The organism is Stappia sp., assembly GCF_040110915.1.
Lineage (GTDB): Bacteria > Pseudomonadota > Alphaproteobacteria > Rhizobiales > Stappiaceae > Stappia.
Window position 1 is genome coordinate 1,694,135 of record NZ_CP157793.1, and the last position, 23,156, is coordinate 1,717,290.

Consider the following 23,156-nt stretch of genomic DNA (forward strand, 5'->3'; position numbering starts at 1 on the left):
GCGCGGGGCGGGCGCGGCCCGGATCGCCGCGTCACCCGCCGAACAGAACGCCGTGCATGATGCGCCCCGGCATCAGCGTGAAGCCGCCCGCGATGAGCAGGGCGCCGACGACGAAGGCGATCATGGCGTTGCGGTGCGTCCGCACCCGGCCGCGCCGGGCGGCCAGCAACGCAAGCGGCAGCATCGCGACCACCCAGACCGACAGCAGATGGATCGGGCTCCAGGGGCCGACGACGCGGATCGTGTGGATCCAGAAGGACGAGAGCGCGACGACCAGCATCGCCAGCGCCCAGAGGTAACCGCTCGTGCGATGCACAGCCGTGCCCTTGCCCGCCAGAAGCTGAACCGGTGTCAGGACAACCGCCAGCAGCGCCGCCGCCGTATGGATCTGGATCGCCGGACCGGCGGCGAGCAGCGGTTCCAGCGTCATCCGGCTCTCCCCGCAAGCTCCGCCAGCTCATGCCAGGGCACCGGCGTCCAGACCCCGCGCGCCGCGCCGGAGGGCGACGGCAGAACGAAAAGAATTGTCTCGCCGATGCGTTCCGCCTGCAGACCATAATCGATCCGCCCGGTGGGCCGCCGGAGATACAGACCTGCGGCCCGCTTGCTGGTGAAGGCCAGAAACCGGGGGGCGACGGCGGAAATCCGGTCGCGCAAGCCCTCCGCGTCGACATGGGAGCGATCCAGCACCGCGTCGCTGCCGACATGCGCCTTGGCGATGTCGGTGAGCCCGAGCCCGTGGCGGAGAATGGCGCGATAGTCCGACGGCGCGATCCGATGCGGGGTCAGCCCGGTCTCGGCGAGCATGGGCCAGAAGCGGTTGCCGGGCCCGGCGTAATAGGCGCGCACCCTGGCCGACTTCGTCCCCGCCCCGGTGCCGCAGAACACGACGCGAAGACCCGGCGCCAAAACGTCGGGAAGGACGTCGGGAAGGACGTCGGGAAGAATATGGGACCCTGTCACCGCCTTCGCGTCAGCCACATCGCCTCCGCCTGCTTCATGGCCGCGAGCGTTTCATCGCCCGGTCACGCCGCGCGGACGGACAGCCCGCGCGGCCTCATTCAAGGCACAGCGCAAACAAGACGAGGCGCGAACGTCGGCGAGCCCGGACTTCAGAACGGGATCTCGTCGTCCATGTCGCCGCCGCCGCCGAAGCCGCCCTTCTGGCCGCCCCCCTGACCGCCGCCCTGACCGCCGCCCTGGCCACCACCCTGGCCGCCGCCATAGCCGCCCTGGTCGTAGCCGCCCTGATCGTAACCGCCAGGCCCCTGGTCGATGTAGCCGCCGCCCGAGCGGCCCTGACCGCCGCCGAAGCCGCCGCCACCGCCTTGGCCGCCACCCTCGCCGCGTCCGTCCAGCATGGTCAGCGAGGAGTTGAACCCCTGCAGCACGACCTCGGTCGAATAGCGATCCTGACCCGACTGGTCCTGCCACTTGCGGGTCTGCAACTGGCCCTCGACATAGATCTTGGAGCCCTTGCGCAGATAGTTCTCCGCGACCTTGGCCAGACCCTCGTTGAAGATCACGACCCGATGCCACTCCGTGCGCTCACGCCGCTCGCCGGTGTTGCGGTCCCGCCAGTTCTCGGACGTCGCGACGCGCAGGTTCACCACCGGCCGCCCGTCCTGCATGCGGCGGACTTCCGGATCGGCGCCCAGATTGCCGACCAGGATCACCTTGTTGACGCTTCCCGACATGCTTGTCTCCTCGTTCGTTGATCCCCCGGGGCCCCGTCGCCATGCCGCAGTCCCGTGCCCCGGTCCCGAGCCCCGGTCTCATGCCGTGGCCCCGTGCCGCGGCCGGGGTCGACGGACCCGCGCGCTGGCTGCATCGAGGCCGGGGGTGATGGCCGAAACCCCGGCGAGGATTTCAGCGTTGTATCTCGTTGTCGGCATTGCCCGCGTCCCGATGCCGGATCGCAGACCGTGGGGCACATGCCGGACACTCCGCGCACCTTAGGCCCTCCAGAGGCCCGCCGCGCGGGGGATGCATGCGAAACCGGCGCTTTTCCACAATCGCCCACCGCACGAGTCAGGATGTTCCTTATTCGTTCCATACTCCGCCGGGCAAGACAAGCGGAAATCCGCCGCCGCGCCGCCCTGCGCGGCCCGCGCAGGTCGGCGCTGTCCGTGCGCACGCGCGACTGGCGCTTGCCGAACCGCGAATGTTCTGCTTACGTTCATGAGATCGGACTCAGGCGCGGCTACGTACACGCTGGTATCGGCCCGGGCACGGCGCCCCTCCTCGCCGACCGGCGCCACGGCGCCAATCGACGCCACGGGCCGCATGTCGTAGAAGGGCCCGCACACCGCCCCGTCCTGCACGTTCACTCGCACCGCATCTGCGGGCAGTCACACTGCCCTTCTGCCACCTCTTTCTGGCACCTTTATTCAGGGACCGCCCCATGGCCAAGACCCGCACCCCGTCCTCCGCCACCGCCCTGCCCCAGCCGGGCGACGAGCGTCTGCTCAGCGTGCGCGGCGCACGGGAGCACAATCTGAAGAACGTCGACCTCGACCTGCCGCGCGACAAGCTGATCGTGATGACGGGCCTGTCGGGGTCCGGCAAGTCGTCGCTCGCCTTCGACACGATCTATGCCGAGGGCCAGCGCCGCTACGTCGAGAGCCTGTCGGCCTATGCGCGCCAGTTCCTGGAGATGATGCAGAAGCCGGACGTCGACCAGATCGACGGCCTGTCGCCGGCGATCTCCATCGAACAGAAGACCACGTCGAAGAACCCGCGCTCGACCGTCGGCACGGTGACGGAGATCTACGACTACCTGCGTCTGCTGTTCGCGCGCATCGGCGTGCCCTATTCCCCGGCGACCGGCCTGCCCATCGAGAGCCAGACGGTGAGCCAGATGGTCGACCGGGTGATGGCGCTGGAGGAAGGCACGCGGCTCTATCTGCTGGCGCCGGTCGTGCGCGGCCGCAAGGGCGAATACCGCAAGGATCTCGCCGAGCTGATGAAGAAGGGCTTCCAGCGCGTCAAGATCGACGGCGCCTTCCACGAAATCGCCGACGCGCCGGCGCTCGACAAGAAACTCAAGCACGACATCGACGTGGTGGTCGACCGCATCGTGGTGCGCGACGACATCGCCGGGCGGCTGGCCGATTCCTTCGAGACGGCGCTGGCGCTCGCCGACGGCATCGCGGTCGCGGAACTCGCGGACAAGCCGCTGCCCGAGCCGGAAGACGGCGCCGTCCTGCAGAACCGCAACGAAACCCACGAGCGGATCGTCTTTTCCGAGAAATTCGCCTGCCCGGTCTCCGGCTTCACGATCTCGGAGATCGAGCCGCGGCTGTTTTCCTTTAACAACCCCTTCGGCGCCTGCCCGACCTGCGACGGCCTCGGCACGACGCTCGCCTTCGAGCCGGATCTGGTGGTTCCCGACCAGACGCTCAGCCTGCGCAAGGGCGCGGTGCTGCCCTGGGCCAAGACCGGCTCCACCTCGCCCTATTACACCCAGACGCTGGAAGCGATCTGCCGCCACTTCAAGGCCTCGATGACAACGCCCTGGGCGGATCTGCCCGAGGAAGTGCGCAACACGATCCTGTTCGGCTCGGGCGGCGACAAGATCGAGTTCGTCTATGACGACGGCGTGCGCAGCTACCGAACCGTCAAGACCTTCGAGGGCGTCGTCGGCAACATCGAGCGGCGCTGGCGCGAGACCGATTCCGACTGGGTGCGGGACGAACTGTCGCGCTACCAGTCCGACCGGCCCTGCCCGTCCTGCGGCGGCAACCGTCTGAAACCCGAGGCGCTGGCGGTGAAGATCTCCGGCCGTCACATCGGCGACATCGCAAGGCTGTCGATCCGCGACGCGAGCGCCTGGTTCGAGACGCTGCCCGACGCGCTCACCGACAAGCAGTCGGAGATCGCGACGCGCATCCTCAAGGAAATCCGCGAGCGGCTGACCTTCCTCAACGAGGTCGGCCTCGACTATCTGTCGCTGTCGCGCAATTCCGGCACATTGTCGGGCGGCGAAAGCCAGCGCATCCGCCTCGCCTCGCAGATCGGGTCCGGCCTCACCGGCGTGCTTTACGTGCTCGACGAGCCCTCCATCGGCCTGCACCAGCGCGACAACGCCCGCCTGCTCGGCACGCTCAAGCACCTGCGAGATCTCGGCAACACGGTGATTGTCGTGGAACACGACGAGGACGCGATCCTCGCCGCCGACCACGTGGTCGACATCGGCCCCGGCGCCGGCATCCACGGCGGCGAGATCATCGCGCAGGGCACGCCGGACGACATCCTGGCCCATTCCGCCTCGCTCACCGGACAGTATCTGTCCGGCAAGATGGCGATCCCCATGCCCGCCGAGCGGCGCAAGCCGAAGAAGAGCCGCAAGCTCAAGGTCGTCGGGGCGCGCGGCAACAACCTGCAGAACGTGTCGGCGGAAATTCCGCTCGGCACCTTCACCTGCATCACCGGCGTGTCCGGCGGCGGGAAGTCGACCTTCCTCATCGACACGCTGTACAAGGCGGCCGCACGCCGCCTCAACGGCGCGCGCGACACGCCGGCCCCGCACGACCACATCGAGGGGCTGGAGCTGCTCGACAAGGTGATCGACATCGACCAGTCGCCCATCGGGCGCACGCCGCGCTCCAACCCGGCGACCTACACCGGCGCCTTCACGCCGATCCGCGACTGGTTCGCCGGCCTGCCGGAAGCCAAGGCGCGCGGCTACGCGCCGGGACGCTTCTCGTTCAACGTCAAGGGCGGGCGCTGCGAGGCCTGCCAGGGCGACGGCGTCATCAAGATCGAGATGCACTTCCTGCCCGACGTCTACGTCACCTGCGACGTCTGCAAGGGCAAGCGCTACAACCGCGAAACGCTCGAAGTGGAGTTCAAGGGCAAGTCCATCGCCGACGTGCTCGACATGACGGTGGAGGAAGGCGCGCGCTTCTTCTCCGCCGTGCCGGCGGTGCGCGACAAGCTGGAAACGCTCGACCGGGTGGGCCTCGGCTACATCAAGGTCGGCCAGCAGGCGACGACCCTGTCGGGCGGCGAGGCGCAACGGGTGAAGCTCGCCAAGGAACTGTCGAAGCGCGCCACCGGCCGCACGCTCTACATTCTCGACGAACCGACCACCGGCCTGCACTTCCACGATGTCGCCAAGCTGCTGGAGGTGCTGCACGAGCTGGTCGACCAGGGCAACACGGTGCTGGTGATCGAGCACAATCTGGAGGTCATCAAGACGGCCGACTGGATCGTCGACCTCGGTCCGGAAGGCGGCGACGGCGGCGGCACCATCGTCGCCAGCGGCACGCCGGAGGATGTGATCGAGGCCAAGGGCAGCTACACCGGCCACTTCCTGCGCGAGGTGCTGGAGCGTCGCCCGCCGTCCCACATGAGCGCCGCCGAGTAGATCCGACGCCGGGTCGGCGCACCGAAACCGGCCTGGCCTCCAGTCCCAGCTTCCCCCTTCCCCCGATATCCCGGCGTGGACGCGGGTGCGGCCCTTGCGCGCCGCGTCCACGCGCGGGTCATGCGGCAGCGCAACACGCCCTGCGGCTGCATCGCCCGTGAAACACACCCAAACCCTTGATGAGCCGCTTTTATTGCATTGCACAATCCGCACGCCAGCCATGCGCAGAATGCACTTTTTCTCATGGCCTGAAAAATCTATCTACCGGTCATCGAATTGACGCGGCGTTGACCACCCCGGACGACACCGCAGCGGACCCTCGAGGGCATCATGTTTGACACGCTTGCTCGCAAGTATCGCTCCTGGCGGACCTACCAGACGACGGTTTCGGAACTGTCGCGTCTGTCCTCCCGCGAGCTCGACGATCTCGGCATCTCGCGCGGCGACATCTCTTTCGTCGCCCGTCGCGCAAGCCGATAACCAACCACGATCAAAGAGATAGACCTCCTCCCCTATCTCTTTGGCGTGCTCGGACGGGACCTCCTCCTCCCAATCCCGTCCGGACAATGCGTCGCCCGCCGGTCCTCCTCCCTCCGGCGGGCGATCGCATTTTCAAAGGCCCCGCTCCGCTCGACGACCCGCGCCGGCCCCGCCTCGATGCGATCTGCAAAAGCCGCATGGGCGATCTGCCGTTTCGGCCGGTCACGAACGGACCGAGCGACCCCATATCCGAGACAGACACGCCCCGGCCGAAATGCTGCGGCGCAACATTCCCGCCCGTGCGTCGCCATTCGCATGACGCCGGCAAGATGACGATGGAGACTCCCATGCTCGACACGCTCGTGCGCAAATATCATTCCTGGCAGATGTACCGTCGCACCTACGACGAACTGTCCCGCCTTTCGAACCGCGAACTGAACGACCTGGGCATCGGCCGCGGCGACATCGACTTCATCGCGCGCAAAAGCATGCGCTGAGGCATTCGGCCGCAGCCAGGCGCGATACAGTGTTTCAAAAGGGCATCGCCGGATCATCCGGCGGTGCCCTTTTGCTTTGTCAGCCCGCGCTCGTCACCGGTTGACGCAGCGTTTTCGGGACATCTGCGGAGCGGGGGATCATGGTGCCGGATGCCATTGCAGCCGGGCCGTCCGGAGGCGCCTTGTGACCCGCGCAAAAGACAGGGCTGCTATGCATCGGCTGATCTGGAAACCGGCGCGCGACTCGACCATATCGGGGTCAACGGAACGGGCGCACCTCCTCCCAGCGCCCTACCGTACAGGCTGGCTTCCTCCTCCCAATGCCAGCCTTTTCCAAAACGACGCCCACCGGTACCTCCTCCCGCCGGTGGGCGTTCGTTTTTCCGGCATCCCTTCATCCGATACGGCTGTTTCGAGGGTCCCTGACTGCGCCGCGAGACCGTGCGCTCAAGGGATTTTCTCTCCCGTCACCGCGAATGACGGGCGGGGCCGGCCCATGGCGCGTCACGCAACGGGGAAGCGATGCAGGTGCGCGGCCGCGCGTACGGGAGGGGCTGCCTAAGTGCGGTCGCGCGGCGCCATCATGTCCAGATAGGCCCGCTGCATGTCCTGCAGCCGTCCGGCGACCTTGGCATTGGCCTTGAAGGCCGTTTCGGCCTGCATCATGTCGATCATCGCGCGGGTGGTGTCGGGCGACAGCGCTCCGGCCGAGGCGCCCGAGGCCCGCGGCCCGGCCTCCGGCGCGCCCGCCCCGTCGCCGGTCGTCTGCTCGACAAGGCGATTGCCCGCCTCCGCCCCGCCGGCAACGATCCGCCGGGCCGAGGTTTCGAAGCGCGACTGGGCGGCCGAGAGACCGCCGAGGGTGATCGAAAGCGCGTTCATGCCTCGAGAATGCCCGAACGCCCGTTAACAGGACTTGAGCGCACCGGCGCAAATTGCGCATAACGGGGCTCATGCGCAGCTCCCACGCTTCCGATCTCCCGCCCTTCCGCGCCCTTGGCCCCGCCGCCCCGATCTTGCCGGGCAGGACATGGTGACGGTCCTCGGCATCACGGGGCCCTTCTTCGCGGTCGTGGCGCTCGGCTATCTCGCCGGTCGGCGCGGCTGGATGCCGGACGGCGCCGTGCGCAGCCTCAACGTCTTCGTCTTCTATTTCGCCATGCCGGCGCTGATCATCCAGGCGCTGTCCGGGCAGGATATCGCGGCCGCGCTCGGCGGCGCGGCGGTGCTGGTGTGGCTGAGCGCGGGTCTGGCCGCCTTCGCGCTCGCCATGGCGGCGATGCGCCTGCTGTTCGCCGCGCCGATCGGCGAACTGGCGCTGGCCGGCCAGGCCGCCTCCGTCGGCAACATCGGGTTTCTCGCGCTTCCCCTGATGCTCGCGACCTTCGGCGATGCGGCGGCACCACTGATCGCGGTGGCGCTGATCGTCGACCTCACGGTGCTCATCCCGCTGTCCATCGGGCTGATCGAATGGGGGCGCGGCTCGGGCGAGACGACCCGCATGCTCGCCGGCATCGCCCGCGGCATGCTCGTCAATCCCTTCATCCTCGCCATTGCCGCCGGCGCCGCCCTGGCGCTGTCGGGCCTCGACCTGCCGCAGGCCGGCGAGCGCCTGCTGGCGTTCCTCGGCAATGCCGCCGGCGCGACGGCGCTTTTCGCGCTCGGCGTTTCGCTGTCGGAGCGGCGCACCGGCGGCGACAGAAAGGCCATCGCGCTGCTGTGCGGCTTCAAGCTGATCCTGCATCCGCTGCTGGTGATCGCAGCGAGCGCGGCCTTCGGCCTCGACGCGGCGCAAACGGCGCTTCTGGTCGTGATCGCCGCCATGCCCATTGCCGGCAACGTCTTCGTGATCGCGGAGCGCTATGGCATTCTGGTGCAGCGCCTGTCGACGGCGATCCTTCTCTCCACCGCCGCCGCACTGATCACCGTGTCGCTGGCCGTCCTGCTGGCCGGGGCCTGAGACGGAGACGGCGACGGTCACGGCGACAGACACGGCGCCAACGGCTGACAGGCGGCCCGCGCGGCCCCATATTCTCCCGCAGACACCCGCGAACGAGGCTTCTTCCATGTCCATGTCCCAGACCGGCACCGGATCCGACTCCACCGCCGCCAATCCGCTTCTCGAATCCTGGTCGACGCCCTTCGGCCTGCCGCCGTTCTCGCGGATCGCGCCGGAGCATTTCGCCCCCGCCTTCGACGAGGCGCTCGCCGAGCAGCGCCGCGAGATCGCGGCAATCGCCGACAATCGGCAAGAGCCCGACTTCGCCAATACCATCGTGGCGCTGGAGCGGGCCGGCGAGACGCTGACCCGCGTCGCCTCCGTGTTCTTCAACCTCACGGGCGCGCATACCTCGCCGGAGTTGCAGGCCATCGAACGCGACATCGCGCCGAAGCTCGCCCGCCGGTCGAGCGAGATCCTGCTCGATCAGGCCCTCTTCGCGCGCATCGAATCTCTGTGGGCGCGGCGCGACGCGCTCGGTCTCGACGCCGAGCAGGCGCGGGTGCTGGAGCGCTATCACACGATGTTCCGCCGCGCGGGGGCCGCCCTCGACGACGCGGGACGCGAACGCATCGGCGAGATCGGCGAGCGGCTTGCGGTCGTGGGCACGCAATTCGCGCAGAACATGCTGGCGGACGAGGCGTCCTATCAGCTCGTTCTCGAGACCGAAGCGGATCTCGCCGGCCTGCCGGGGTTCCTGCGCCATGCGGCGGCGGAAGCCGCGAGCGAACGCGGCCTTCCCGGCAAGCACGTCATCACCCTGTCGCGCTCGCTGATCGAGCCGTTCCTGCAGTTTTCCACCCGTCGCGACCTGCGCGAACAGGCGTTCACCGCCTGGACCCGGCGCGGCGAGAACGGCGGGCCGACGGACAATCGGGCGCTGATTGCCGAAACGCTGGCGCTGCGGGCGGAGCGTGCGGCCCTTCTGGGCTACGACAGCTTTGCCGCCTACAAGCTCGAGGACAGCATGGCCAAGACGCCCGAACGGGTGCGCGACCTGCTCGAGGCCGTGTGGCAGCCGGCGGTCGCGACCGCAAGGCAGGAGGCCGAGGCGTTGCAGGGGCTCGCAGCCGAGCTCGGCGACAATGTCACGCTCGCGGCCTGGGACTGGCGTTATTATGCGGAGAAGCTGCGCCAGCGCGATCATGCGCTCGACGATGCCGAGATCAAGCCCTACTTCCAGCTCGACCGCATCATCGAGGCGGCCTTCCACACCGCGTCCCGTCTGTTCGGCCTGCGCTTCAAGGAGGTCAAGGGGCTCGACCTCTATCATCCGGATGTGCGCGCCTTCGCGGTCACCGACAATGACGGCTCCGAGATCGGCCTGTTCCTCGGCGACTATTTCGCCCGCGCCTCGAAACGCAGCGGCGCCTGGATGAGCGCATTCCGCAAGCAGCAACGGCTGGCAGGCGATATCCGGCCGATCATCGTCAACGTCATGAACTTCGCCAAGGCACCGGCCGGCGAGCCGACGCTGCTCACCTTCGACGACGCACGCACGCTCTTCCACGAGTTCGGCCATGCCCTGCACGGGCTCCTGTCGGATGTGACCTATCCGCTGATTTCCGGCACCTCCGTCGCCCGCGACTTCGTCGAACTGCCCTCGCAACTCTTCGAGCACTGGCTGGAACAACCGGACCTGCTGTCGACCTTCGCCGTTCATGCGACAACCGGCGCGCCGCTGCCCGACGATCTCACCAAGCGCCTGCTGGCGGCGCGCACATTCAACCAGGGCTTCGAGACCGTGGAGTATCTGGCCTCCGCGCTGTTCGATCTGGACATCCACCATGACCCGCAGGCCGCCACGCGCGACGCGCGGGAGCTCGAGCGCGGCGTGTTGAGCCGGCTCGGCATGCCGCAGGAGATCGTGATGCGCCATCGCCCCACCCACTTCGCGCATGTCTTTTCCGGCGACGGATATGCCGCGGGCTACTACAGCTACATGTGGTCGGAGGTGATGGACGCCGACGCCTTCACCGCTTTCGAGGAAACGGGCGACGTCTTCCATCCCGAAACGGCCGCAAAGCTGCATCGCCACATCTATGCGAGCGGCGGCCGCCAGGATCCGGAAGCCGCCTATATCGCCTTTCGTGGCGCCCTGCCGGACACCGGGCCGCTGCTGAAAAAACGCGGCTTCGCCGCCTGACACCGCCGCCGCCGCGCGCGGAACTCGACCTGAAGGCGAAATTGACTCATCAGTAAAACCGAGAGTATGCCATGTAAAAATTGACAGGATTCCTAATCATTCGAAACATTTACGTTTTAACTATCCTTTTTCGGGAATCGAAATAAGATGATGACAAGGCACCGCTAGGGAACTTTCAAAGCCGGAGGCCAGGTGGTCGGTCCGCAGACATCAGATGACTTGGCCGAGACCGCGCCCGGGCGCCTCTGCGACGACGCCGGGAAACGTCTGCGTGCGGCACAACTTTCGGCCATCCAGCGCGTGTCGGCGCTCGCCATGGGCGCCAACCTTGCCTGTCTGGCCATTGTCGTCACCGCGCTTTCGCGGAGCGCGGGATCGTCGCGTCTGGACCTGACATCTCTTGCGCTCTGGGCCACCGCTCTCGGCGGCGTCGCGCTCTACGGTCTCGTCGCCGCGCTGCGGCGGCGCGGCAAACGCTATCCGCTCACCGCTCACGGCCGCGTGGAGGCGGCCCTGGTGATCCACAGCGCCCTGCTCGGCATCGGCTGGGGCGTGCTGCCGCTCCTTGCCTTCAACGCCGTCGACGGTGCGATGCAGGTGCTGATCGCCGCGATCTGCGTCGGCATGATCAGCGGTGGCGCCTTCGTTCTGGCGCCGATGCCGCGCGCGGCCATCTGCTACGTCGCGACCCTTGGAACGGGCGCAGCGCTCGCTCTGGCGATCGCCGGCTGGCCCCTGGTCCTCTATGGCACGATTGCGCTGGCGATTTTCTGCGCGATCCAGATCTTCGTAATCTTGAAGGCCTCCGACTGGTTTCGGGAGCATTTCCAGACCGTCGCCAGCCTGTCGCGCACCAATGGCGTCATTCACCTGCTGCTCAAGGACTATGAGGAGAACGCGAGCGACTTCCTTTGGGAGATCGACGCCGACGGTGTGCTCGTCTCCGTGCCGCCGCGCATGGCGGAGGTCTTCGGACAGACCGCCGCCCGCCTGCGCGGCCAGGATTTCGTCTCGCTGTTCGACCAGGACGCGGCTCCGCGCGACGTCGAGACCCTCGCCGGGGCGATACGCCAGCGAACCGCCTTCCGCGACCTGACGGTGCCTTTGCGCGTGCCGGACGGAGCGGACCGGCGCTGGCTGTCGCTGCGGGCCCGCCCCGCCGTGAGCGAGACCGGCGTCATTCTCGGTCTTCAGGGGGTGGGATCGGACATCACGCACCTCAAGCATGCGCAGGACCAATTGCGCCGGGTCGCCAACGAGGACTATCTGACCGGTGTTCTGAGCCGCGCCGCCTTTCACGAAAACGTCGAGAGCCTTCTCCTTGCCTTGCCGTCATCGGACTACGACGGCCTGTGCATGGCGCTGGTCGATCTGGACAACTTCAAGCAGATCAACGATCTGCACGGTCATCCCACCGGTGACGAGTTGCTCCGCCAGCTCGCGACCCGCTTCCGCGAGGCCTTCGCCGGTGACCCCCGCGTGCTGATCGCGCGCACGGGCGGCGACGAGTTTTCCATCTACTGGACGCTCCGGGGCGAGGAGCGCGCCCGATCGCTCGATCTGGTCGCCCGCATCCTGTCGTGCCTGGACGCGCCCTTTCAGCTCGGTCCGGGCGGGCGCATGGTGCATTCGCTCAGCGCCAGCGTCGGCGTGGCCTTCGCCCCGGATCACGGCACCACACGGCCCGATCTGGTCCGCAATGCGGATCTCGCCCTCTATCGGGCCAAGGACCTCGGCCGCAATCGCTACCATGTGTACGACGACGATCTGGGACGCGTGGCCCGCGAACGCCACCGCCTCGCCGTCGACCTGCGCGCGGCCTTCGAGCGCAACGAACTCACGCTGCACTTTCAGCCGATCGTTTCCCTCGCCTCGAACCGGGTCAAGGCCTATGAAACGCTGTTGCGCTGGCACGATCCGCAGCGGCGCTGGGTGCCACCGCCAAGGATCATCGCGGCGGCGGAGGAAACCGGGCTGATCGACGCTCTCGGAGACTGGATCCTGACGCGGGCCGCGCGCACGGCGACCGGCTGGGACGAGGACACGATTGTCTCCGTGAACCTGTCGCCGGCACAGGCAGCTGCGGGCAACCTTGCCGAGCGGGTGCGCAAGATCCTGTCGGACACGGGATTGCCGCCGCACAGGCTTCAGCTGGAACTCACCGAGTCGAGCCTGTTCGACAGCGATCCCAGCATCGTTCAGGCACTCACCGAACTTGGCAAGACGGGCGTCCGCCTTGCGCTCGACGATTTCGGCACGGGCTATTCGCAGCTCTCTTATCTGCTGCGCTTCCGCATCTCGACGGTGAAGATCGACCGCACCTTCATCGGCGACAGTCTTACGTCGCGCGAGTGCAACACGATCGTCAAGGCGATCGTCGCCATGGCGCGGGCACTGGGGATCGCCATCACGGCCGAAGGTGTCGAGACCCCGGAGCAGCTCGAGTTCGTGCGCAGCATCGGATGCGACACGGTTCAGGGCTATCTGCTCGGCCGCCCCCAGCCCATGCCCCTGCGCGACAGCGACGCCGAAAGCGCCTGAGGCGCGCCGAGACCGGGCGCGGACTACAGCCCTCTCGCGCTTTCGCGCAGCAACTCGTCCACATAGGGCACGAACGACCGCCAGACCTCGATCACGAAACGCTCGGGCGCCGTCCGCCACAGGACGATTTCCGCCTTGGTGAAGAGCGTGCGCGTGACCTGCCCCACCGGGAAAGCCGCCGGATCGAGGTCGAGAAACACCTGCGTGTTCAACAGATCCGCCGCCCGTGGCCCCTCGACGATGAGCGCCAGATTGCGCTCGCTCACGTCGACAAGCGCATGCGGCACGCGGTCGAGCGCAGCAGAAAGATCCCCGGCGAGGCTTGCCGCACGGGTACGGGCAGCCGCGTCGACAGTCGCGGCGTCATCGCCGGCGCAGTCGGCGGCCGCCAGAAGCAGCCATTCGTCGGGGCCCAGCCACAGGGCCGCCCGCTCGCCCACGGCATTGGACGCCAGCGGTGTCATCGGCAGCGACGCGCCGAAGGCCGCGCCCGCCTTGCCGGCGGCGACCGCGTCTCCGCGAAAGGCGAGCCGGGCGAGCGGAGCCGCGCGATGCACGGCGACGTCGGGCGACGAAAGAACCTCGGCGTCCTGCGACGCCGGTCGATGGAGCAGGGTCTCAGACATTCAGCCGGGCTCCTTCGGGATCGACGAAAACGGGCGAGACGACCTCGACGGCCACCGCGCCGTCGGGCATGGGCACATGGAGCGTTTCGCCGATCAGGGCGCGACCGTCGGCCACCATGGCAAGCGCGATGGGGCGGCCCACGGCCGGCGAGCGATAGGAGGAGGTCACATGGCCGAGCGCCGGGGTCTTCAGCGCCGGCTTCGCCGCGCGCGTGATCTGCGCGCCCTCCTCCAGAACGGTCTTCGCATCGCGTGTCAGCAGACCGACGAGCTGCTTGCGCCCTTCCGCCACCAGATCGGGACGGGCCAGCGACCGCATGCCGACGAAATCGGCCTTCTTCTTGCCGATCGCCCAGGACATGCCGACGTCATCCGGCGTCGCGGTGCCGTCGGTTTCCTGACCGACGATGATGTAGCCCTTTTCGGCCCGCAACACGTGCATCGTCTCCGTGCCGTAGGCGCAGCCGCCGGCCGCCTCGACATTCGCCCAAAGGGCCTCCCACACCCGGCGCGCGCAGGACGGCGGCACGTTGATCTCGAACCCGGCCTCACCGGTGAAGCTCATGCGGAAGAGCCGCGTCGGGATCCCGCCCATCACGTGCCCCTCGCGCACCGACATATGCGGCATCGCGTCGGCCGACAGGTCGATGTCGTCGACGAGCGGCGCGATCACCTCGCGCGCCTTCGGCCCCTGCACGGCGATCACCGCCCATTGCTCGGTGGTGGAGGTCAGCCAGACGTTCAGATCGCTCCACTCCGTCTGGAGATAGTCTTCCATATGCGCCAGCACGCGCGGCGCGCCGCCGGTTGTCGTCGTGACATGGAAGCGGTCCTCGGCGAGCCGGCCGACGACGCCGTCGTCCATGATGAAGCCGGCCTCGTTGAGCATCAGGCCGTAGCGCAGACGCCCCACCCCGAGCTTTATCCAGGGATTGGTGTAGATGCGGTTCAGGAACTCCGCCGCATCGGGCCCGACGACCTCGATCTTGCCGAGCGTCGAGGCATCGAACAGGCCGACGCTCTCGCGCACCGTCCGGCATTCGCGCTCGACCGCGTCATGCATGGTCTCGCCCGCCTGGGGAAAGTACCAGGCCCGCTTCCACAGGCCCACATCCTCGAAGGCCGCGCCCTTGCCATGCGCCCACTCGTGGATCGGCGTCCGGCGCACGGGGTCGAAGACATCGCCGCGCGAGGTGGTGGCCAGCGTGCCGAAGGTGACCGGCGTATAGGGCTGACGGAAGGTCGTGAGCCCGACCTGCGGGATCTCGCGCCCCAGCGCGTCGGCGGCGATGCCGAGCGCGTTCATGTTGGAGAGCCGGCCCTGATCGGTCGCCATGCCGGTGGTCGTGTAGCGCTTGATGTGCTCGATGGAATGCATGCCCTCGCGCACGGCGAGCTTCACGTCCTTGGCCGTCACGTCGTTCTGGAAATCGACGAAGGCGCGCACGCGGGCCGCGTCGCGGTCGTGCGGCACGGCTCCGAGCGTCCCCCCGGCCCCCGCCGCGCCGCCGCGCACGGAAAAGCTCAAGGTCTCGCCCGACGCGCCGGTCGCCGCCTGCGCCGCCTCCAGCCCGGCGCGCGCGCCATCGGCGAGCACCTCGCCCAGACCGTCGACACCGCGACAGCTCCCGGCCGAACGTTCCGCCTGGACCGGCGCTCCGGGCAGGAAGGCGCCCTTGTCGGCGTCCCACACGACCTTGCCGCGCGACTGCGAATACAGGCTCACATTCGGCGTCCAGCCGCCCGACATCAGCACGCAGTCGCAGGCGACCTCGCCGGCGGCCATCACGCCCGAGCCGGTCGGGCGCCCCAGGAGGATCCCCTTGACGCGGGTCTTGCCGAGCGCGCCGGTGACGACGCAATTCGTTTCCACGCGAATGCCGGCGGCCTTGGCCTGCGCCACCAGATCCGGGTCCGGATCGCTCCGCATGTCGGCGATGACGACGATCCGCGCGCCGGCGGCCGCGCAGTCCAGCGCGGCGCGCCAGGCGGTATCGCAGGCGGTGGCGACGGCGATGTCGCGACCGGGGAGCACGCCGTAGCGGTTGGCGTAGATGCGCCCGGCCTCGGCCAGCAGGATGCCCGGACGGTCGTTGTCGGGAAAAACCAGCGGCCGCTCGATGGCGCCGGTGGCGATCACCACCTGCCGCGCGCGCACCTGCCACATCCGCTCGCGCGGACTGTCGGCGTCGGGCGTGGCGAGATGATCCGTCACCCGCTCGGCGAGCGCGAGATAATTGTGGTTGAAATAGCCGAAGACGGTGGTGCGCGGCAGCACCGTCACCCGGTCGTTCTCCGCCAGTTCGGCGAGAACGGCGGCCACCCACTCGGCGCCCGGCGTGCCGTCGATGGCAGCCGCGCCGTCATGCAGCAGCGAGCCGCCCGGTTCCGCCTGTTCGTCGGCCACAATGACCCGCGCGCCCGAGCGCGCGGCGGCCAGCGCGGCGGCGAGCCCCGCCGGACCGGCGCCGGCCACCAGCACGTCGCAATGGGCGTAGCGGTTGGCGTAGCGGTCCGTGTCGGGCTCCTTCGGCGCGGTGCCGAGCCCGGCCGCCGCGCGGATGACAGGCTCGTAGACCGCATCCCAGAAGCCTTTCGGCCACATGAAGGTCTTGTAGTAGAAGCCGGCAACGAAGAGCGGCGCGAGCTTGTCGTTGATCGCGCCGATGTCGAAGGAAAGCGACGGCCAGCGGTTCTGGCTTTCCGCCTTCAGCCCTTCGTAGACCTCGACCTGGGTCGCGCGCAGGTTGGGCGTCGACTGACCGGGCGCGCGCGCCACGCCGACGAGCGCGTTGGGCTCCTCGGAGCCGGCCGTCACCACGCCGCGCGGGCGGTGATACTTGAAGGAGCGGCCCATCAGATGCACGCCGTTCGCCAGCAGGGCGGAGGCGAGCGTGTCGCCGGCATGGCCCTCGTAGGTCGTGCCGTCGAAGGTGAAGCGCAGCCGCGCGCCTCGGTCGATGCGCCCGCCGGAGGCCGTGCGAAAAGGCTGAGCCCCGGCCTGTCTCGATCCTTGCGTCACTGGCCGCCCTCCTTGCGCAGGGTGTCGAGGTCGGGCCTCGGCTCGCCGGTCTTGTAGACGGTGACGAAGGCATCGCTCACCGTGTCGCGTACCGCGTTGAAGAAGCGTCCGCAGCCATGCACGTGCCGCCAGCGTTCTGCCAGCAACCCCTTGGGATTGGTGCGCATGTAGAGGAAGTCGGCCCATTCGTGATCGTCGAGCTCGGACGGCGCGCGCGGCCGGTCGATATGCGCCTCGCCGCCGCAGCGGAACTCGATCTCGGGGCGCTCGACCCCGCACCAGGGACAGTGGATCAAGAGCATGGGCGGAACCTCAATGCGCGACGGCGGCGGCCGCCGCTTCGTCGATGAGCCGGCCGGTGCGGAACCGGTCGAGCGTGAAGGGCGCGTTGATCGGATGCGGCTCGTCGCGCGCAATGGTATGCGCGAAGGTATGCGCCGAGCCCGGTGTCGCCTTGAAGCCGCCCGTGCCCCAGCCGCAATTGACGTAGAGCCCCGGCACCGGCGTCTTGGCGATGATCGGCGAGCGGTCCGGCGTCACATCGACGATGCCGCCCCAGTTTCTGAGCATCCGCATGCGGCGGAACATCGGAAACAGCTCGCAGATGGCATCCACCGTATGCGTGGTGATCTGCAATCCCCCGGTCTGGCTGTAGGACACATACTGGTCGGTGCCCGCGCCGATCACCAGTTCGCCCTTGTCGGACTGGGAGATATAGGCATGCACCGTGTTGGACATCACCACGCAGGGAAAGCACGGCTTCACCGGCTCGGACACCAGCGCCTGAAGCGGATTGGATTCCAGGGGCATGCGGAGCCCCGCCATGTCCATCACCACGGAGGTATGACCGGCAGCGACGACGCCGATCTTCTTCGCGCCGATGAAACCCCTGGTGGTCTCCACACCCTCCACCGCGCCATCCGCCCCGCGGCGGATACCGGTGACCGCGCAGTTCTGGATGATGTCGACGCCGTATTTGTCGGCCCCGCGCGCGTAACCCCAGGCGACCGCGTCGTGACGGGCGACGCCGGCCTTGCGCTGCAGCGCCGCGCCCATCACCGGATAGCGGATGTTCTTGCCGATGTTGAGCGGCGGGCAATAGTCCTTCGCCTCTTCGGGCGTCAGCCATTCGTTCTGCACGCCGGCGAGCCGGTTGGCGTGCACGTGGCGCTTGAACACCTGCACGTCGTGCACGGTATGCGCCAGCATCATCACGCCGCGCGCGGAATACATGACGTTGTAGTTCAGCTCCTGCGACAGGCCCTGCCACAGATCCACCGCGTGGTCGTAGAGCGCCTCGCTTTCCTCCCACAGGTAGTTGGAGCGCACGATGGTGGTGTTGCGGCCCGTGTTGCCGCCGCCGAGCCAACCCTTGTCCAGAACGGCGATGTTGGTCAGCCCATGTTCCTTGGCAAGATAATAGGCGGTCCCGAGCCCATGTCCGCCGGCGCCGATGATGATCACGTCATAGGATGCCTTGGGCTCGGGCTTGCGCCACTGATGCCCCCAGTCCCGATGCGCGTTCATGGCCTTGCGGGCCAGCTCCCAGAAGGAAAAACGTGTCATGCGACCCTCGGTTTGGTCTCGCGGCGGTCACGGATCGCGCGACCGCTCTGGCTTTGTGACGCCGTTCGGCCCGTCCGGCTTGTGCAAATCCGACATGCGGGCAAGCCTTTGCGTCGCCTGGACGACAGCGCCCGCCCCTAACCGTCCCGGGTCTTGCGAAACCACGCAAGGCCCGCGGCCGCAACCCCGACCCAGGTCAGGATCAGCAGGCTGCCGCCGAGCGGGGCGGCGAAGGGAAACAGACGCGTCCCCGCGAAGGCGCGCGCCAGCAGGTCTCCGCAGAAAAGCAGCAGGCCGAGGGTGAGCACAAGGCCGATGCCGGCGAAGATCGACCGCGGTCGCCACCGCAAGGCGAAGGCCAGAAAGAGATAGAGCGGCGCATGCACGAGCAGCATTCGCGACGCCGGCTCCAGAAGCGCGCCGGCGGCGGCATGGCTGGCGCCCGCCGCAAGCGCCACGCCGGCCGCGCCGGCGAGACCCGCGAGCAGAAGCATCGCCCCGCTCGGACCGTTTTCTCGCGGTGCGCGCGCCTCACGCATGGCGCACCGAAACGCCGTCGGCCGACCAGGCGCCGGGCCAGACTTCCGCCGCGCCGTCCCGCAGCTTGCGGATCTCGCCGACCGGAACCGCGACCGCGAGATAGGGCTCGCTGCCGTCTTCCCCGTCGACGGGCGGCACCTCGCCGCCGATCCCTGTATAACCGAGCGAGGGTTCGCACGGCAGATAAAGCGCCGCGCCGGAGACGTTGGTGTCGTTTTGCGTCGTTCCCGGCGCGGCTCCGACGACCCCGCACACGCCGACGGCGCACATCAGTTCCACCGCCCGCGCGCGGGCACAGCCGAACACGCGATGATAGCCGGCAAGGCTCGACGTCATGGAGGGCACCAGCAGAAGATCGGGCCGGGCCGGCGCCAGGAGGCAGGAGAGCGCCGGCATTTCCACGTCGAGACAGATCAGCAGCGCGATGCGCACCCCGTCGATCTCGAAGACCGGCACATGCCGTCCGGGCGTGAGCACCCAGCTTCCGGGATCGCGCTCGAAGGGCGTCAGCGCCAGCTTGTCGTGGACGATCTCGCGCCCGTCCGGCAGGAACACCGGCGCCCGATTGACATATCCGCCCTCCGGCGCGGCCTGCGGCACGGAGCCCGCGACCAGCCCGACGCCGGCTTGCGCGGCAAGGCGCTTCATCTCGGGCAGCAGTCGGTCGGCCTCGCCCGCCATCCAGGCGATTTCCTGCGTCGGCTCAAGACCCTCCGGCTTCCAGGCGAGAAAGGCCTCGCTCAGATACTCCGGCAGCACGAGCAGGCGCGCGCCATCGGCGCGGGCGCGCTCCAGCCGGTCCGCCACACCGCGCAGAAAGGCATCGGGCGTGGCGCCGGTGCGGGCCAGATTGTAGGCGCACAGGGCGATGGAAAACGTGTCGTGTGAAGTGTTGTCGCGCATCATGGGTGCGATGCTGACGGGCCGGACGCGTGAGCGCAAGACGACACGGCGCCGCCCCTTGCAGCAGACACCGACTCACGCTGAACTCTTTGTGGAAAACGTATGAACGCGCGCCGCGTCAGTCGTTGATCGCGAAGAGCTTGGCCGCCATCGCGAGGCTGGCGAGCACGAGGCCGGCGCGCACCTGTGTGCCCGCGCGGTCGTCATTGTCCGGAACGGCCACGACGCCCGTGCGCTTGAGGCGCTGCAGCGCGCGGTCGGCATTGTCGGCCGCCATGTCGACATCGGACATGAGCCGGCGCAACTGCGCACGAGGCGTCATGATCGTCTCCCCAAAATCACCATCCGAAGACAGGCTAGGCAAACGGCGTTTCGGCTTGGTTAATGGGCGGCAGTTTTTGCCGCTGCCCGCCCGTTTTCGCTTCGCCGGTCCGGTCAGGGACGCGTCGTGCGCGGATCGGCGGCATCCAGCAGGCGCACCTGCACCTGTTCGCGACCCTGCCAGGTGTCGAGCGACAGCGCGCCTGCAAGATGCAGCCGCTCGCCGCGATGCGACAGCAGCATCTGCCCGAGCGCAGTGTCGGCGGCCTTGAAGGCGATGGCCTTGAGACTGCCCCCGCCGCCGTCGGCCAGGGTGGCCCGCACGTGCCCCTTGCCCACCACGTCGGCGAAGGAGATCCGGTGGCTGGGAAAGGCGAAGACGGGCTCCGCATGGCCCGCGCCGAAGGGGCCGGCGCGTTCGAGGTCGTGATAGAGGGCAACCTGTGCCGCGCTCGCCGTCAGCGCGCCGTCGACCTTGAGCACATGCTCCGAGCGTGCCGCCGCGACCGCCTCGCCCAGTTCGGCATCGAGAAACGCCGTGAGGTCGTCGAGCCGGTCGCGGCGCACGGTCAGGCCGGCGGCCATCGCGTGCCCGCCGCCCTTTTCCAGGATCCCCTCGCCCACCGCCTTGCGCACGGCCGCGCCCAGATCGACGCCGGGGATCGAGCGGCCCGAGGCGATGCCCTTGCCGTCCGCGTCGAAGGCAACCGCGAACGCCGGCCGGCGGTGGCGCTCCTTGAGCCGCGAGGCAACCAGCCCGACGACGCCGGGATGCCAGCCGTCCGCGCCGGCGAAGAGCACCGCCGGGTCGGACGCGTCCAGCGCGACCATGGCCTGCGCCTCGCCCTCTTCCAGCATCGCCGCCTCGATGGCCTGACGCTCGCCGTTGAGGCGCTCCAGCGTCTCGGCGATCCCGCGCGCCTCGTCCATATCGCCGGTTGTGAGCAGCCGGGCACCCAGAGCGGCGTCGCCGATGCGTCCGCCGGCGTTGATGCGCGGGCCGATCAGGAAGCCGAGATGATAGGGCGTCGGCGGTCCATGCACGCGCGCCACATCCGACAGCGCGGCGAGCCCTGGGTTGGCGCGCCGGTGCAGCGCCAGCAGCCCCTTGCGCACGAAGGCCCGGTTGAGCCCGGCAAGCGGCACCACGTCGCAGACCGTACCGACGGCCACGAGATCGAGCAGCGCCAGAAGATCGGGCTCGCTCCGCCCGGCGAACATCCCGCGTCGCCGCAATTCCCGGTTCAGCCCGACGACGAAGACGAAGGTCACGCCGACGGCGGCCAGATGGCCGAGCCCGGACAGATCGTCCTGACGGTTCGGGTTGACCAGCGCGACCGTCGGAGGAAGCTCCTCGCCGACCTGGTGGTGGTCGAGCACCACCACGTCGAGATCGACGCCGCGCGCCTCCTCGAAGGCCTCGAAGGAGGTGCTGCCGCAATCGACGCAGACGAGCAACTCCGCGCCGTCGTCGCGCAGCATGCGGATCGCGGGTCCGTTCGGACCGTAGCCCTCCACGATGCGGTCGGGAATATGGATGCGGTTGGGCGTGCCGAGCGCGGAGAGATAGCGGCTGAGCAGCGCCGAGGACGTCGCCCCGTCGACGTCGTAATCGCCGAAGATCGCGATCCTGTGCCCCGCCTGAACCGCATCGGCCACCCGCGCCACGCCGGCATCGAGAGCCTGAAGCGCGCTGGGATCCGGCATCAGGTCCTTGACCGTGGGATCGAGAAAGGCGCCGGCCGCCTCCAGCGAAACGCCGCGCCCGGCGAGCACGCGCGCCACCACTTCCGGCACGCCGAGGCGCTGCGCGATGGCAAGCGCGGTCGGCGTCTCGGTGGCCGTGAGGCGTTCGCGCCAGGTGCGCCCGGATACGGAGCGGGTGACGCCCAGCACGCAGCGCCCCGTCTCGGAGGCCGCGGGCGTCAGGGGCGTTGCGATCATGGGCTATGCCTTCCGCCACGGGAGCCGGGCGTGACCCGGCCGGTCAGTCCCCCCCGGCCGGGCCTGGCCCGGCCAATCTCACGCCCCAATGGCCGGGCCTGCCCGGCCAATCGGCTCAACGGCCGGGCCTGCCCGGCCGGTCAATCCCCACGGCCGGACCTGCGCCGGCCGGTCAATCCAGGTGGAACTTGTCCAGCTGCGTGTGGCGCGCCTTGATGTAGCGCACGGTGCCGGTCGTGGAGCGCATCACCACCGTGTGGGTGGTGATGTCGGCGCGGCCGAACCGCACGCCCTGCAGGAAATTGCCGTCGGTGACGCCGGTGGCGGCGAACAGCACGTCGCCGGTCGCCATCTCTTCCATTGTGTACTTGCGCTTGATGTCGGTGATGCCCATGCGGTGCGCACGCTCGACCTGCTCGTCGCGGGTGATCACCAGCCGCCCCTGCATCTGGCCGCCGATGCAGCGCAGGGCGGCGGCCGCAAGCACGCCTTCCGGCGCGCCGCCGATGCCCATGTAGATGTCGATGCCCGTCTCGTCCGGATCGGTGGTGTGGATCACGCCGGCAACGTCGCCGTCGCCGATCAGGCGGATCGACACGCCGGCCGAACGCAGGTCCTCGATGATCTTGGCGTGGCGCGGCCGGTCGAGCACGCAGGCGGTGATCTCCGACACCGGCACGCCCTTGGCCTTGGCGAGTGCCGTCACGTTTTCCGAGGGCGATGCGTCGAGATCGACGAGGCCGGCCGGGTAGCCCGGGCCGATGGCGATCTTTTCCATGTAGCTGTCGGGGGCGTTCAGCAGTCCGCCCTTGGGCGCCAGCGCGATCACCGCCAGCGAATTCGGCAGGTTCTTGGCGCAGATGGTGGTGCCTTCCAGCGGATCGAGCGCGATGTCGACCGCCGGGCCCTGCTCGGTACCGACCCGCTCGCCGATGTAGAGCATCGGCGCCTCGTCGCGCTCGCCCTCGCCGATCACAACCGTGCCGTCGATGGGCAGCCGGTTGAGCTCACGCCGCATGGCGTCCACCGCGGCCTGGTCCGCCGCCTTTTCGTCGCCGCGTCCCCGCAAGCGCGCCGCCGCCACGGCCGCGCGTTCCGTCACGCGGGCCAGTTCAAGGGTCAGGATGCGGTCGAGAGCGTCGCCGGCGACGGTTTCGGGGGTGGACATGGGCTTTCCTCGGATACGTGTCACGAACAGGG

At 68.7% G+C, this 23,156-nt stretch carries 19 protein-coding genes; 6 read left to right on the forward strand and 13 right to left on the reverse strand.

The genetic code is table 11. The features are described 5' to 3' along the window. Positions 1-31: 31 nt before the first annotated feature. The 3 genes from ABL312_RS07410 to ssb form a co-directional block, all read right to left on the reverse strand. The gene (locus tag ABL312_RS07410; RefSeq protein WP_349360747.1) at positions 32-430 is read right to left on the reverse strand and encodes a DUF2306 domain-containing protein; all 399 of its coding nucleotides are present in this window, start codon (positions 428-430) and stop codon (positions 32-34) included. Beyond that, positions 427-981, reverse strand: coding sequence for a mismatch-specific DNA-glycosylase (locus ABL312_RS07415; RefSeq protein ID WP_349360748.1), 555 nt, complete (start codon positions 979-981; stop codon positions 427-429). The genes ABL312_RS07410 and ABL312_RS07415 overlap by 4 nt, the downstream gene beginning before the upstream one ends. Before the next feature lie 131 nt (positions 982-1,112). Next, a complete protein-coding gene (ssb, locus tag ABL312_RS07420; RefSeq protein ID WP_349360749.1) occupies positions 1,113-1,697 on the reverse strand; it encodes a single-stranded DNA-binding protein in 585 nt (194 codons plus the stop codon). Positions 1,698-2,404: 707 nt separating this feature from the next. On the opposite strand from ssb, the gene uvrA reads away from it, so the two are divergent. From uvrA to ABL312_RS07435, 3 genes are all read left to right on the forward strand, one after another. Then, positions 2,405-5,371, forward strand: a complete 2,967-nt coding sequence (gene uvrA / locus ABL312_RS07425) for an excinuclease ABC subunit UvrA (RefSeq protein ID WP_349360750.1) — start codon at positions 2,405-2,407, stop codon at positions 5,369-5,371. 330 nt (positions 5,372-5,701) lie between these two features. Then, positions 5,702-5,851, forward strand: a complete 150-nt coding sequence (locus tag ABL312_RS07430; protein ID WP_349360751.1) for a DUF1127 domain-containing protein — start codon at positions 5,702-5,704, stop codon at positions 5,849-5,851. Between the two features lie 347 nt (positions 5,852-6,198). Further along, entirely contained in the window at positions 6,199-6,348 is a 150-nt protein-coding gene (locus ABL312_RS07435; RefSeq protein WP_349360752.1) for a DUF1127 domain-containing protein, read from the forward strand. Between the two features lie 558 nt (positions 6,349-6,906). Here the strand turns inward: ABL312_RS07435 and ABL312_RS07440 are convergent. Next, complete coding sequence (locus ABL312_RS07440) at positions 6,907-7,230, reverse strand: hypothetical protein (protein ID WP_349360753.1); 324 nt, start codon at positions 7,228-7,230, stop codon at positions 6,907-6,909. 148 nt (positions 7,231-7,378) lie between these two features. Between ABL312_RS07440 and ABL312_RS07445 the strand changes: the two genes are divergently transcribed. The 3 genes from ABL312_RS07445 to ABL312_RS07455 all read left to right on the forward strand — a co-directional run bounded on the left by ABL312_RS07445 (position 7,379) and on the right by ABL312_RS07455 (position 13,034). Further along, positions 7,379-8,308, forward strand: a complete 930-nt coding sequence (locus ABL312_RS07445) for an AEC family transporter (protein WP_349360754.1) — start codon at positions 7,379-7,381, stop codon at positions 8,306-8,308. A 106-nt stretch (positions 8,309-8,414) separates the two neighbouring features. Continuing rightward, entirely contained in the window at positions 8,415-10,493 is a 2,079-nt protein-coding gene (locus ABL312_RS07450) for a M3 family metallopeptidase (RefSeq protein ID WP_374730185.1), read from the forward strand. 315 nt (positions 10,494-10,808) lie between these two features. Next, on the forward strand, positions 10,809-13,034 hold the full coding sequence (locus ABL312_RS07455) for an EAL domain-containing protein (RefSeq protein WP_349360755.1): 2,226 nt from the start codon (positions 10,809-10,811) through the stop codon (positions 13,032-13,034). A 23-nt stretch (positions 13,035-13,057) separates the two neighbouring features. Here ABL312_RS07455 and ABL312_RS07460 read toward each other — a convergent pair whose 3' ends face one another. From ABL312_RS07460 to glpX, 9 genes are all read right to left on the reverse strand, one after another. Further along, positions 13,058-13,660 carry a sarcosine oxidase subunit gamma family protein gene (locus tag ABL312_RS07460; RefSeq protein WP_349360756.1) on the reverse strand — a complete coding sequence of 201 codons (603 nt, stop codon included), beginning with the start codon at positions 13,658-13,660 and terminating at the stop codon, positions 13,058-13,060. Then, a complete protein-coding gene (locus ABL312_RS07465; RefSeq protein WP_349360757.1) occupies positions 13,653-16,682 on the reverse strand; it encodes a sarcosine oxidase subunit alpha family protein in 3,030 nt (1,009 codons plus the stop codon). The genes ABL312_RS07460 and ABL312_RS07465 overlap by 8 nt, the downstream gene beginning before the upstream one ends. After that, a complete protein-coding gene (locus ABL312_RS07470) occupies positions 16,679-16,984 on the reverse strand; it encodes a sarcosine oxidase subunit delta (protein ID WP_349360758.1) in 306 nt (101 codons plus the stop codon). Before ABL312_RS07470 ends, ABL312_RS07465 begins: the two co-directional genes overlap by 4 nt. 10 nt (positions 16,985-16,994) lie before the next feature. Next, positions 16,995-18,248 carry a sarcosine oxidase subunit beta family protein gene (locus ABL312_RS07475; protein ID WP_349360759.1) on the reverse strand — a complete coding sequence of 418 codons (1,254 nt, stop codon included), beginning with the start codon at positions 18,246-18,248 and terminating at the stop codon, positions 16,995-16,997. 137 nt (positions 18,249-18,385) lie between these two features. Further along, positions 18,386-18,742, reverse strand: coding sequence for a DUF423 domain-containing protein (locus ABL312_RS07480; RefSeq protein WP_349360760.1), 357 nt, complete (start codon positions 18,740-18,742; stop codon positions 18,386-18,388). Between the two features lie 37 nt (positions 18,743-18,779). Continuing rightward, complete coding sequence (locus ABL312_RS07485; protein WP_349360761.1) at positions 18,780-19,694, reverse strand: nitrilase-related carbon-nitrogen hydrolase; 915 nt, start codon at positions 19,692-19,694, stop codon at positions 18,780-18,782. A 115-nt stretch (positions 19,695-19,809) separates the two neighbouring features. After that, positions 19,810-20,013 (reverse strand): hypothetical protein, encoded by a 204-nt coding sequence (locus tag ABL312_RS07490; RefSeq protein ID WP_349360762.1) that lies wholly within the window; start codon positions 20,011-20,013, stop codon positions 19,810-19,812. Between the two features lie 113 nt (positions 20,014-20,126). Further along, on the reverse strand, positions 20,127-21,956 hold the full coding sequence (gene recJ, locus ABL312_RS07495; protein ID WP_349360763.1) for a single-stranded-DNA-specific exonuclease RecJ: 1,830 nt from the start codon (positions 21,954-21,956) through the stop codon (positions 20,127-20,129). 172 nt (positions 21,957-22,128) lie between these two features. Beyond that, positions 22,129-23,124 carry a class II fructose-bisphosphatase gene (glpX, locus tag ABL312_RS07500; protein WP_349360764.1) on the reverse strand — a complete coding sequence of 332 codons (996 nt, stop codon included), beginning with the start codon at positions 23,122-23,124 and terminating at the stop codon, positions 22,129-22,131. Positions 23,125-23,156 lie beyond the last annotated feature (32 nt).